Here is an 11548-nt window from a genome sequence, read left to right on the forward strand (position 1 = left end):
ACGCACCCTGTCGTTCCGGGCCCTGACATGGCACGATCCCCCAGGCGTCCGAAAGTTACTGACGGGAAACTCAGTTATTTGGGGGACGGAGTATGGGATCCGGAAAGCGGAGCCTGACCACGGCGGCCATCGCCCTGGTCTGCGCGGTCACCGTGCTGAGCGCACCGGGCACGGCGTTCGCGAGCGCTTCGGCGCCGAAGCCCACACCGGCACCGTCCTCCGGGACGGCCGCCTCCGGCGGCGCGGCGGACGGGGGCTCGACGGGCGACGGGTCGGCAAAGGACTCGGCCGACGGCGGCTCCACGGACGGCAGTTCGGCCGGCGCCCCGCCCACCACGGCCGACGACGCGGAGACCGACGCCCGGCTGGAAGCCGTCCGCGAGAAGCTGGACAAGCTGTACCACGAGGCCGCTGTCGCCACGGACGCCTACAACGCGGCCGAGGAGAAGGCCGAGAGCCAGTCCGCCCGCATCGCCGAACTGAACCGTCAGATCGAGGCGGCCAAGGCGAAACTGTCCGAACTGCAGGACCGCGCGGGCGCCGCCGCCCGCGCCCAGTACCGCGGCGGAACCCTGCCGCCGGAGATGCAGCTCTGGCTGAGCGAGGACCCGCAGGAGTTCCTCGAGGGCGCCCAGCTCGTCCGCCAGGGCCAGCAGGCGACGGTCGGGCTGATCGACGAGCTGAAGCAGACCAAGTCGGAGCTGGGCAAGCTCTCCCGCGACGCCTCCGCCCGCTACAAGAAGCTGGAGGCCAACCGCAAGACCAAGGCGGCGGCGAAGAAGCGGGTGAAGAAGCGGATCGCCTCCGCCGAGAAGCTTCAGGGCGAGCTGGAGGAGAAGGAGAAGGAGCGGCTGGCCAAGCTGGAGGAGGAGGCCGCGCAGCAGGCGCAGACCGCCTGGCTCGACTCCGGCGTGCTGAAGGACCTCGACACCAAGGCGTCCGCGGCGGGCCGCAAGGCGGTGACGTACGCGACGGACCAGATCGGCAAGCCGTACGTGTGGGGCGCCGAGGGCCCGGACTCGTACGACTGCTCGGGGCTGACGTCCCAGGCCTGGCTCGCCGCCGGGCACGCGATCCCGCGCACCTCGCAGGAGCAGTGGAAGCAACTGCCGCACGTCGCGCTCGGGGACATGCGCCCCGGTGACCTGATCATCTACTTCGACGACGCGAGCCATGTGGCGATGTACCTCGGCGACGGCAAGATCGTCCACGCCCCGCGGCCCGGCCGCACGGTGACGATCACGGGCGCGGGCACCATGCCGATACTCGGGGTGGTGCGCCCGGACGCGTGAGGCGCGCCACCTCCGGCGTCCGGTGGGCCGTCGGCGCACGTGACGTTCGTCATTCCGCACCCCGCCCCCGGGCGTCCAAGTGCGCCGTGTATCGCGGCATATGACGGTGGCGTCCGGCCGGGCGTGGTTCGGAACACCATTCCGCTGCGGGCGCGGCTGACGCTATGGTCCCCGTCGGTGGGTCGAGATCCCTCGCTCCACCGTGCCCTCGGGGGGAGGGAAGGAACCCAAGACGATGTCCGTACCCGTACCGCGGCAGAGAGCGATCCCGGCCGCGGAGAGTGGTCAGGCGCAGGCCGCGCCCCAGGCCGGCGGCCCGGCCGCGGAGGCGGACCGCGAACCGTCCACCGGAGGCGGCCGCGGCCCGGTCTCCGCTGACGCGCCGGCCGACGGCACCGCCATGCCCCACGGCAGCGGCACGCCCGACGACCGCTCCGCCGGGCCCGGCAGGTCCGCCTCGCCCCACGGCGCCGGCGTGCCCGACGGCCTCGCCGTGCCCGTGGCGCCGGCCCCGGCCGACGCCGCGCCCGCCAACCTCACCCTGCTGGTGATCGAGGACGACCCGGCGGGTTCGCCGATCGTGCCCGAGATGCTCGACTCGGCGGGCCGCCCCATCCGGCTGCGCACCGCCCGCAACCTCACCGAGGCGGGGCGGCTGCTCACCGACGACGTCCACTGCATCCTGCTCGACCTCGCGCTGCCCGCGCCCGGCCGGAGCGCCGGTGACGGCGGCGAGGACGAGCTGGCCGTGCTGCGCCACGTGCTGGAGCTCGCGCCCCGGCACGCCGTCCTGGCGCTCACCGCCTCCGGCGACGCCGAGCGCGGCGCCGAGGCGGTGCGCGTCGGCGCGCAGGACTACCTGCTCCGCGACGAGCTGGACGGCAGGCTGCTGAGCCGGGCGATCCGGTACGCGGTGGAGCGCAAGCGGTCGGACACCGCCGAGCGGCGGCTGACCGAGTCGAAGCTGCGCGCGCAGGAGAACGCCCGGCTGGAGCGCGGGCTGCTGCCGACCCCGCTGCTCGAGGGCTCCTCGCTGCGGTTCGCCGCCCGCTACCGCCCCGGCCGCTCGCGCGCGCTGCTCGGCGGGGACTTCTACGACACCGTCCGCACCCCGGACGGCACCGTGCACGCGATGATCGGCGACGTCTGCGGGCACGGCCCCGACGAGGCGGCGCTCGGCGTGGAGCTGCGCATCGCCTGGCGGGCGCTGACGCTGGCCGGGCTCTGCGGGGACCAGCTGCTCTCCACCCTCCAGCAGGTGCTGGAGCACGAGCGGGACAACGACGAGATCTTCGCGACGCTGTGCACGGTGGACATCGCGCCGGACGGCCGCCGCGCGGGCCTGTGCCTGGCCGGTCACCCGGCCCCGCTGATCGCCCGCCCCGGCCGTACGCCCGAGCTGCTGCCGTACGACAACAACGGCCCCGCGCTCGGCCTGCTGCCGCGGGCCCGCTGGCCGCGGACGCAGGTGGAGCTGGGGGCCGAGTGGAACCTGATGCTGTACACCGACGGCCTCATAGAGGGCCACGTCGGCGACACGGGGGAACGGCTCGGCCAGGAGGGGATGCTGGCGCTGGTCCGCCACCGGCTGGACCAGGGGCTGAGCGGCGAGGAGCTGCTGCGCACGACGGTCGACGAGGTCCGCGACCTCAACGGCGGCGAGCTGACGGACGACGTGGCCGTCGTCCTGCTGAACCGCACGTCGTAACGCCGCCGCACGGCCTCGCCGGACCGCATGCCGTAACGCCGTCGCCTCGCCCCGCCGAGCCGCAGCCCGTAACGCGGCGGCGTACCGCGGGCGGCCCGCCGGTCACGTCGGCCGATCACGACCGGCCCGCCGGTCACCACGGCAGCCAGCCGACGCCGAGAGCCCCGTGGGCTCAGCGGCCGCCGTTCCAGGGCCCGTACGGGCCGTCGCTGCTGCTGCCGCCGCTGCTCCGGCGGCCGAAGCCGCCACCCGAGACCCCGCGCAGGGCGGGGCGGACGTCCACGAAGAAGACGATCGTGGCGACGAGGCCGACGAGTTGCAGGAACAGCATGGGGATCAGCAGGTTCACCGCGACCGTCACCCCGAGGATGATCAGCCAGAAGCCCTTGGTCTTCTTGTCGGCGGCCCGGTAGGCGTCGTCGCGGAACAGCGCGGCCATGACCAGTGCCACCACGGCGAGCACCAGCATGGCGGTGTAGAGCAGCCACATCAGGCCACCGAATGCCGTCATCAGCATGTTGCCCACCATCCGAGTCGAGTCGTCCGTCGGCCGACCGTGCGCCGGTACGGCCACCGTACCCGTACAACGGGCCGGGCATTCCGGAAGTGCCCGGAGCGCCCGGCCCGTTCCCGTGCCGCGGTCACTTGGCCGGCGGCGTCGTCTTCCTGGCCGTCGTCGTCTTGCGGGCGGCCGGGGCCTTCTTCGCCGGGGTCGCCGGGGTGGCGGCCTTGCGGGCGGCGGGCTTCGGCGCGGTCGCGGCCGGCTTGTCGTCCTCGATCCGGACCGGCTCGGCGGGCTTCACGGGCCGCACCGGGCGGGGCTTGGCCTGGCTCTTCGGCGTGGGCGCGGGAGCGGTATCGGGCTCGACGGCGATCGCGAGGTCGTTGATCTCCTCGGCGGCGTCGCCGCGCCAGGTGCGCACGGCCTGCTCGCCCTGCTCGGCCACCTTCTCGTAGGCCTCACGGGCCCGGACGGCGTACTCGGCGGCGACGCCGACCCCGCGCAGGGCGAGATCCTGGGCGGACTCGCCGAGCTTCTTCAGGTCGGTGTCGAGGGAGCCGATGAAGCCGTTGACCCGGGCCTGGAAGGTCTCCTGCGCCTCCTTGGCGCGGGCGGTGGCCTTCTCCTGCACGGCCTTGGGGTCGGTGTTGCGCACGGCCTCGATCCGGGCCGGGGCCTCGTTGCGCAGCTGCTCGACCAGGCCGGGCACCCGGAGCGCCTGCTTCCAGGCGAGGTCGGCGGTGCCGGCGGCGAAGTAGAGCGGCTTGGGGTCGCTGAGGGTCTTGCGCAGGTCGTCGGTGATGGCCATGACGATGGTCCTCCCGGATTGCTTTCTGCTGAGGGTGTGTGGTGCTGGGGGGTGTACTGCTGGGGTTTGCGGTGACCGCGGCGCCCGGTCGGCTGCCGGGCCCGACGGCCGCGACCGGTGCCGTGGCCGGTGGTCAGCCGGCCGTACGACGCGGTCCGGCATCATCGCCGCCGACCGCACGCGGACCGCTCACGGTGCCGCCGTCCGGGGCGGCCGTGGCGTCGGACAGAAGGGGCGCATCGGGCGCACCCTTTGTACCGTCCACCACCACGCCGACGGTCCCCGCCGCGCCGCTCGCGATCCCGTCTCCGTCCCCGTGTCCGTTCTCCTTGCGGAACGACTCGTAGATCTGGAGCAGCACCTGCTTCTGGCGCTCCGTGAGCGTGGGGTCGGCGAGCAGCACGGCCCGGGTCTCGACCTCGACCCGGTCCCGTTCGGCGTCGAGGATCCCGGCCCGCACGTACAGCGTCTCGGCGGAGATCCGCAGCGCCTTGGCGACCTGCTGCAACACCTCCGCGCTCGGTCTGCGCAGCCCGCGCTCGATCTGGCTCAGATACGGATTGGACACGCCGGCGGCGTCGGCGAGCTGGCGGAGCGACAGCTGCGCGTTCCGCCGCTGCTCCCGCAGGTACTCACCGAGATTGCCGACATTGAGCGATGCCATGCCTCCACCATGCCCCACCCTCGCTAACTATTGCAAGCAGCCGCTTGCAAAAGTGCGCCACGCCACCCCGGGGCGCCCGCCCGGCGTCACCTCGCCGGTATCGCTCCGTTCGACGACGCTCCGCTTGACGACACCCCGTTCGGCGACGCCCCGCAGGCGTCACTCCGCCCGCCCCGCCAGTTCCTCCGCCCGTGCGCCGATCAGGCGCCGTACCACCAGGGCCGAGCGCGACGGGCGGCTGTCGGTGCGCTGGACCAGGCCGACCTCCACCGGGTCGGCGTCCGCCAGCGGCAGCCACACCAGTCCGGGCAGGGACGTCAGCGCGTCGAACCGTGCGAGGAGGCCGACGCCGGCGCCCCGGGCGACCATCGTCTGGACCGTGCGCGCGGACATCGCCTCGACCGTCGCCTCCGCGTCGGGGAGGCGGGTGCGCAGCCGCTGGTGCAGCACGGTGCCGGGGCGCATGGTGACGATCGGCCACCGCCCGACGTCGTCCCAGGTCACCTCGTGCCGCCTGGCGAGCGGATGGTCGGGCCGCACGTGGACGCCGAGCGGCGCGGCGAGGAGCCGCCGCCGGGTGAGGCCGCCGGGCGGGGGCGTGTTGGGGGTGGTGACGACGGCGAGGTCCAGGTCGCCGGCGGCCACCGCGCGTTCGATGTCCGCCGAGGAGCCCTCGCGCACCGAGAACCGCAGCCCCGGGTGCTCGGTGAGCAGCCGCCCCACGACCGGGGCGACCACCAGCTCCACGGTCACCGACCCCCCGCCGAGGTCCACCCGGCCCTGGTACGTGCCGTTCGAGGCGAGCGCCGCCTCGCGCACCGCGTCCTCGGCCGCCACGAGCCGGGTGAGCGGGCCGACGAGCGCCTCGCCCGCCGGCGTCGTCCGTACGCCCGTACGACTCCGGGTCAGCAGCACGGCGTCCAGTTCCTCCTCGAGCAGGGTGAGCTGCTGCCCGATGGTGGGCTGGCTGACGCCGCAGGCCTCCGCCGCCGCGCGCAGGGATCCCGTGCTCACGGCGGCGAGGAAGTACCGCGCCCGCTCGACTCGCATCCGGCCACCATAGAGCCCTCGCGGCGAGCCCTCCGAGCCCTTCCGCAGGGCCCGGTGATAGCCGTTGGCTTTCACCGCCTCCAGCGAGCGGCGTCTTCCCGCGCGGCAGTCCCCGCGCCATCGTGACGCCAGTCCCCTCCGGCCGTGGCGCCCGCCACGCCCCCTCGTGACGCCCGCTCCGTCCCCTCGTGACACCCGTCACGACTCGTCGCGGCGTCCGTCACGACTCGTCGTGGCCCCCGGTGCTCGTGAAAGGAAGATCCGTTGTCCGGTCCCCTCAGCGGTGTGCGCGTGCTCGACCTCTCCACGGTCCTGGCCGGCCCCCTGGCCTCCTCCCTGCTCGGCGAGTTCGGCGCGGAGGTGATCAAGATCGAGCAGCCCGGCACGGGCGACCCCGCACGCGGCTATCCGCCGCTGGAGGACGGCGAGTCCGCCGCCTGGGCGGTCGTCGGCCGCAACAAGAAGAGCGTGACCGTCGACCTGCACCACCCGGACGCCCCGGCGCTGGTCGGGCGGCTCGCGGCGACGGCCGACGTCGTGGTCACCAACTTCCGCCCCGCGACCCTGCGGCGGTTCTCGATCGACTTCGACGACCTCGTCGCCCACCGGCCCGACCTCGTGATGGTGCACGTCAGTGCCTTCGGCCGCACCGGCCCGTACGCGGACCGCCCCGGCTTCGCCCGCGTCGCCGAGGCCTTCGCCGGGCTGACCCACCGCACCGGCTTCCCCGACGGTCCGCCGGTCTTCTCGGGCTACCCGGTCGCCGACGGCGTCACCGGCATCTACGCCGCCTTCGCGGCGATGCTCGCGCTGCGCGAACGCGACCGCACCGGCGAGCCGCAGCTCGCCGACATCGGCCTGTACGAGCCGCTGCTGCGGATGATGGAGGACTTCATCGTCGACTACGACGCGACCGGCGAGGTCCGCGAGCGCCAGGGCAACGAGAACCCCCACATCAGCCCCAACAACCTCTACCGCACGCGGGACGGCCGCTGGCTGGCGCTGCCCGCCTCGACCGACCAGATGTGGCGCCGGCTGGTCACCGCCATGGACGCGCCGGACCTCGCTGCCCACGACTCCATGACGGCACGGATCGCGCACCGCGCGGAGATCGAGGGCCGGGTGGCCGCGTTCGTGGCCGACCACGACCTGGCCGAGCTGACCAAGCTCCTGGACGAGGCCGGGGTGGCCCACGGACCGGTGAACACCGCCGCCGACATCTGCGCCGACCCCCACATGCGGGCCCGCGGCTCGGTGGTCGAGGTGCGCGATCCGCGCGACGGCCGCACTCGCCTCGTCCAGGGGTCCGCCGGTAGGTTCTCCGGATTCGAGCAGACGATCGACCGCGGCGCCCCCCGCCTGGGCGAACACACCCGGTCCGTACTGCGGGACCTCGGTCTCGCCCCCTCCACCGTCGACGCGCTCGCCGACCGCGGCGTCATCTGAGAGCGAGGAGTACCCATGTCCATGGCAGACGTCTCCGTCCTCGTGCTCGTCGCGCTCTTCGCGGCGACGCTCGTACCCCGGTTCAACCTGGGGCTCGCGGCCCTGCCCGCCGCCTTCCTCGTCGGCCTCGCGGCGGACCGCACCGCCGAGGAGGTGACGGCGTTCTTCCCGTCCGACTTCTTCGTCCTGATCGTCGGCATCACCGCGCTGTTCGCGGTCGCGCAGCTCAACGGCACCCTCGACTGGCTGCTCGACGGGATGCTCACGCTGGTCGGCGGGCGGGTGGTGCTGGTCGCGCTGGTCCCGTTCCTGATCGGCGCCGTGCTGACCGCGATCGGCACGCTGCCGGCCGCCGCCACCGCGATCGTCGCGCCGATCGCGCTCGGGCTCGCCGCGCGGTACGGGATCTCGCCGCTGGTCGCGGCGGTCCTCGGCATCACCGGCATCATCAGCGGGCTCCTGTCGCCGCTGGCGGTCTACGGCACGACCGCGCGTCAGCTCGGCGACAAGCTGCGGCTCGGCCTGCCCGACTCGGCGCCGGTCGCCTTCTTCGCCGGCGGGCTGGTGGCCGGGGTCGTCGTCGCGACGGGGTGCCTGCTGGTGGGGCTGCGCACGGGCGCGGTGCCGAGAGGGCGGCTCGCGTCGGCCACGCCCCCGCTCACCCGGCCCGACGGTCCCGGCGCGCAGTCGACGGAGGCGGCCGACGCGGCGCGGGCCTCCGGGGGTGCCGGGCAGGGCTCCGCGTCGCCGAGGGCCGCCCGGCTCCTCACCCTCACCTGCCTGCTGGTCGTCGTCGTGCTCTCGGTCGGCTTCGACGTCAACATCGGTTATCTCGGGCTCACCGCGGCGGTCGTCCAGCAGCTCGCCCTGCGGCTGGACCCGGGCGAGATCGTCTCCCGCATCCCGTGGAACATCGTGCTGCTCATCGGGGGCCTGCTCACGTACGTCGGGCTGATGCAGGACATGGGCGCCTTCACCCGGATCAGCGATCTGCTGCGGGTGGACGGCTCGCCGATGCTGAGCCTGCTGGTGCTCTGCTACATCGCCGGTCTCACCTCGTTCGCGGCCAGCTCCATCGCCGTCTTCGCGACCACGATGCCGCTGGTCCCCGCGGTCGTCGCCGACGGCGCCTCACCCGTCGGCGCCGTCCTCGCGGTGGCGCTGGCGTCGATCCTGGTCGACATCAACCCGCTCGGCATCACCGGCGGCCTCATCCTCGGCGCCGCCGCCCCCGACGACCGGCCGCCGCTGTTCCGCCACCTGCTGACGTACGGCGTCGTCTCGGTGATCGTCGGCCCGGCGCTGGCGTGCGCGGCCTTCGGCTGGTGGTGACGGAGGATCCGCGGCTCACCACGGCAGCGGGCGGCTGTGCAGCACGTCCAGGCGGGAGACCGCGCGGGTGAGGACGACGTAGAGGCGGTGCGGGCCGCGCGGTTCGGCCTCGGCGATCGCGGCCGGCTCGACGGCGACGACGTGGTCGTACTCCAGCCCTTTGACCGCGCCCGCCGGCACGACGACGACCGGGGCGGCCGGCTGTTCCGGGCCGGCCGCCCCGATGCCGGCGGCGGTGAGGACGGCCCGGAGGCGCGCGGCGTCACGCTCGGCGGCGATCACCCCGATCGACCCCTCGTGCGCGAGCGCCGCCCGGACCGCCCCGACCACCGCGCCGTCCAGTTCCTCGGCGCGCTCGACCCGGCGCACGGTCAGCTCGCCGTCCCGGCGCAGCGACCGGGCCCGCGGCACGTCCACGTCGAGCCGGTCCAGCAGCCGGTTGGCCAGGCCGACGACGGCCTCGGGCACCCGGAAGCCGGTCGTCAGCGGGATCACGGCGGCGTCGGGCCGGTCCAGGTGGGCGAGGAGGGCCGGCCAGTCGCGCGCGGACCAGGGGGTGGTGCCCTGGGCGAGGTCGCCGAGGACGGTGAGCGAGCCGAAGGCGGCCCGCCGGGCGATCGCCCGGCACTCCATCGGCGAGAGGTCCTGCGCCTCGTCGACGACGACGTGGGCGTACCCCTCCGGGTGCTCGATCAGCCCGGCGAGCTCGTCGAGGAGGACGAGGTCGGCCGCCGACCAGCGCGCCGAGCGGTACGAGCGGGGTGGCCGGGGCCACCGGAGCGCCTTCTGTTCGCCGGCGTCAAGGAGCCCGTCGGCCGCCGCGGCGAGCGCCGCCTCGTCGCCGAACAGTTCCGCGAGCACCTCCTCCGGGCGCATCCGGGGCCACACCGTGTCGACGTACGCGGTCACCGGACGGCAGTGCGCGACGCGCCGCAGCCAGGCGGCGCCGCGCGGTCCGGACCGCCGTTCGGCCCGCGCCCGTACGTGGTGCGCGATCCGCGTGCGCACCCGCTCGCGCCCCACCGCGTACGGCGGCTCCTCGGCGCGTACGTCCGCCACGATCCCCCGCAGGGTCTCGCCGCGGACACGCCAGCGGTACGAGCCGTCCGGCACCGTCAGCTCCGTCGCGGCGTCCGCGCCCACCCGGGAGTACAGGGCCCGGCGCAGCACCTCCGCCGTCCGGGGGTCGTGCTTGACGGCGGCGGCAGAGGCGTCGTCCTCGGCGGTGACCGGGTGCCGGGCGATCTCGTCGGCGAGCGTGGACTGGCGTACGCCGCTCTCGCCGAGGGCGGGGAGCACCTCGGCGATGTAGGAGAGGAAAGCGCGGTTGGGGCCGAGGACGAGCAGTCCGCCGCGGCGGATGCGCTGGGGGTGGGTGTAGAGGAGGTACGCGGCCCGGTGCAGCCCGACGGCGGTCTTGCCGGTGCCGGGGGCGCCCTGGACGCACAGGGTGGTGGACAGGCCGGCGCGGACGAGGTCGTCCTGTTCGGGCTGGATGGTGGCGGCGATGTCCCGCATGGGGCCGAGCCGGGGCCGCTCGATCTCGTCGGTGAGGATCCGGCCGGGGCCGGCCGGGACCCCGCCGTCGAGCGGTTCGTCCTCGAACCCCGTCAGATCGGCGGAGTCCCCCCGGCTGCCGGGGGCCCAGCCGAAGCGGCGGCGGACCGCGACGCCCTGCGGGTCGGCGGCGCTCGCCTGGTAGAAGGCGCGCGAGACGGGGGCGCGCCAGTCGACGACGAGGGGCGGGGCGGCGGGGTGCTCGCAGAGGCGGAGGCGGCCGATGTGGTAGCGCTGCCCGGCGTGCTCCGGGGCGTCGGCGGCGAAGTCGAGCCGCCCGAAGAACAGCGGCCCCTCCGGGAGTTCCCGCAGGTCCCGGGCCTGCCCCCGGAGCTGCCTGCCGAGGACTTCGGCGTCGGCACCGGAGGCGGAGACGTCCGCCCCGACGACGACCTGCTCCTCGGCCCCGGCGACCATCGCGGCGAGCGCGGCGCGACAGGCGTCGTGGTGGGCGCGTTCGTGGCGGAGGGGGGCGGGCGGGGGCGCGGCGGAAGGCATGCCCGCAGCCTACGCGAGATTCCGTTACCGAGTAACGTTTTTAACCGAGAAGCACGCCGTCGTCGAGCCGTGCGAACGCCCGCTCGGCCGCGGCGACAGCCTCCTCGTGGACGTCGTCCGCCCGCTCCCCCGCCGCCATCCGCCGCCAGTTCTCCAGCGCGAGGACCCGCTGCACGGCGATGATCTGGGCGGCGGCGAGCCGGGCGTCGAGTCCGCCGCCGAGCGCTTCGGCGAGCGCGGCCTCGGAGCGTTCCAGGTAGCCGTGGAGGCGGGCGGCGAGGGCGGGGGTGCCGTACAGGAGGCGGTGGAAGTCGAGGACGGCGGGGGCGTCGTTGAGCCCGGTGACGGGGTCGTGCCGGTCGAGGCCGTCGAGGAACCGGGCGCGCAGCGCGGCGACGGGCGTGGTGCCCCCGGCGCGGGCGGCGACGACCCGGGCCGGCTCCGTCTCGTGGTCGGCGAACCGGTGCAGGACCAGGTCCTCCTTGGTGGGGAAGTACCGGAACAGCGTCGGCTTGGAGATCTCCGCCGCGGCGGCCACCTCCGCGACGGACACGGCGTCGAACCCCCGCTCCAGGAACAACCCGATCGCGGTCTCGGACACCTCCCGGTACATCCGCAACCGCTTCCGCTCCCGCAGTCCGACGACGCCCGCGGCACCGCCGTCCTCGCCCTCCGCGACCTTCTCCTTCAT

Annotated in this window: 10 protein-coding genes; 4 read left to right on the plus strand and 6 right to left on the minus strand. The window is 74.6% G+C overall.

Translation table 11 applies throughout. The features are described 5' to 3' along the window. The first annotated feature begins 92 nt into the window (after positions 1 to 92). Complete coding sequence (locus tag OIE12_RS15090) at positions 93 to 1292, plus strand: C40 family peptidase (RefSeq protein WP_329135598.1); 1200 nt, start codon at positions 93 to 95, stop codon at positions 1290 to 1292. 235 nt (positions 1293 to 1527) lie between these two features. Continuing rightward, the gene (locus OIE12_RS15095) at positions 1528 to 3000 is read left to right on the plus strand and encodes a PP2C family protein-serine/threonine phosphatase (protein ID WP_329135599.1); all 1473 of its coding nucleotides are present in this window, start codon (positions 1528 to 1530) and stop codon (positions 2998 to 3000) included. Positions 3001 to 3172: 172 nt separating this feature from the next. Here the strand turns inward: OIE12_RS15095 and OIE12_RS15100 are convergent, their stop codons facing one another. The 4 genes from OIE12_RS15100 to OIE12_RS15115 form a co-directional block, all read right to left on the minus strand. Next, positions 3173 to 3517, minus strand: a complete 345-nt coding sequence (locus OIE12_RS15100) for a DUF2516 family protein (protein ID WP_329135601.1) — start codon at positions 3515 to 3517, stop codon at positions 3173 to 3175. 124 nt (positions 3518 to 3641) lie between these two features. Next, positions 3642 to 4310 (minus strand): hypothetical protein, encoded by a 669-nt coding sequence (locus OIE12_RS15105; RefSeq protein ID WP_329135603.1) that lies wholly within the window; start codon positions 4308 to 4310, stop codon positions 3642 to 3644. 133 nt (positions 4311 to 4443) lie between these two features. Next, positions 4444 to 4974, minus strand: coding sequence for a helix-turn-helix domain-containing protein (locus OIE12_RS15110; protein WP_329135605.1), 531 nt, complete (start codon positions 4972 to 4974; stop codon positions 4444 to 4446). A gap of 159 nt (positions 4975 to 5133) precedes the next feature. After that, complete coding sequence (locus OIE12_RS15115; RefSeq protein ID WP_329135607.1) at positions 5134 to 6024, minus strand: LysR family transcriptional regulator; 891 nt, start codon at positions 6022 to 6024, stop codon at positions 5134 to 5136. Positions 6025 to 6288: 264 nt separating this feature from the next. Between OIE12_RS15115 and OIE12_RS15120 the strand changes: the two genes are divergently transcribed. Both OIE12_RS15120 and OIE12_RS15125 read left to right on the plus strand, forming a co-directional pair. Further along, complete coding sequence (locus OIE12_RS15120; protein ID WP_329135609.1) at positions 6289 to 7470, plus strand: CaiB/BaiF CoA transferase family protein; 1182 nt, start codon at positions 6289 to 6291, stop codon at positions 7468 to 7470. A 15-nt stretch (positions 7471 to 7485) separates the two neighbouring features. Then, entirely contained in the window at positions 7486 to 8802 is a 1317-nt protein-coding gene (locus OIE12_RS15125; RefSeq protein ID WP_329135611.1) for an SLC13 family permease, read from the plus strand. A gap of 15 nt (positions 8803 to 8817) precedes the next feature. Here OIE12_RS15125 and OIE12_RS15130 read toward each other — a convergent pair whose 3' ends face one another. Next, on the minus strand, positions 8818 to 10857 hold the full coding sequence (locus tag OIE12_RS15130; RefSeq protein ID WP_329135613.1) for a HelD family protein: 2040 nt from the start codon (positions 10855 to 10857) through the stop codon (positions 8818 to 8820). A gap of 40 nt (positions 10858 to 10897) precedes the next feature. Further along, entirely contained in the window at positions 10898 to 11548 is a 651-nt protein-coding gene (locus tag OIE12_RS15135) for a TetR family transcriptional regulator (RefSeq protein ID WP_329135615.1), read from the minus strand.

Origin of the sequence: Streptomyces sp. NBC_00670 (assembly GCF_036226765.1) — a bacterium.
In the GTDB taxonomy this organism is placed as follows: domain Bacteria; phylum Actinomycetota; class Actinomycetes; order Streptomycetales; family Streptomycetaceae; genus Streptomyces.

Coding starts and splice junctions, on each gene's coding strand:
- OIE12_RS15130 (WP_329135613.1), bottom strand. CDS start 10,857: ATGCCTTCCGCCGCGCCCCCGCCCGCCCCCCTCCGCCACGAACGCGCC.
- OIE12_RS15115 (WP_329135607.1), bottom strand. CDS start 6,024: ATGCGAGTCGAGCGGGCGCGGTACTTCCTCGCCGCCGTGAGCACGGGA.
- OIE12_RS15135 (WP_329135615.1), bottom strand. CDS start 11,548: ATGAAGGAGAAGGTCGCGGAGGGCGAGGACGGCGGTGCCGCGGGCGTC.
- OIE12_RS15125 (WP_329135611.1), top strand. CDS start 7,486: ATGTCCATGGCAGACGTCTCCGTCCTCGTGCTCGTCGCGCTCTTCGCG.
- OIE12_RS15100 (WP_329135601.1), bottom strand. CDS start 3,517: ATGCTGATGACGGCATTCGGTGGCCTGATGTGGCTGCTCTACACCGCC.
- OIE12_RS15090 (WP_329135598.1), top strand. CDS start 93: ATGGGATCCGGAAAGCGGAGCCTGACCACGGCGGCCATCGCCCTGGTC.
- OIE12_RS15110 (WP_329135605.1), bottom strand. CDS start 4,974: ATGGCATCGCTCAATGTCGGCAATCTCGGTGAGTACCTGCGGGAGCAG.
- OIE12_RS15095 (WP_329135599.1), top strand. CDS start 1,528: ATGTCCGTACCCGTACCGCGGCAGAGAGCGATCCCGGCCGCGGAGAGT.
- OIE12_RS15105 (WP_329135603.1), bottom strand. CDS start 4,310: ATGGCCATCACCGACGACCTGCGCAAGACCCTCAGCGACCCCAAGCCG.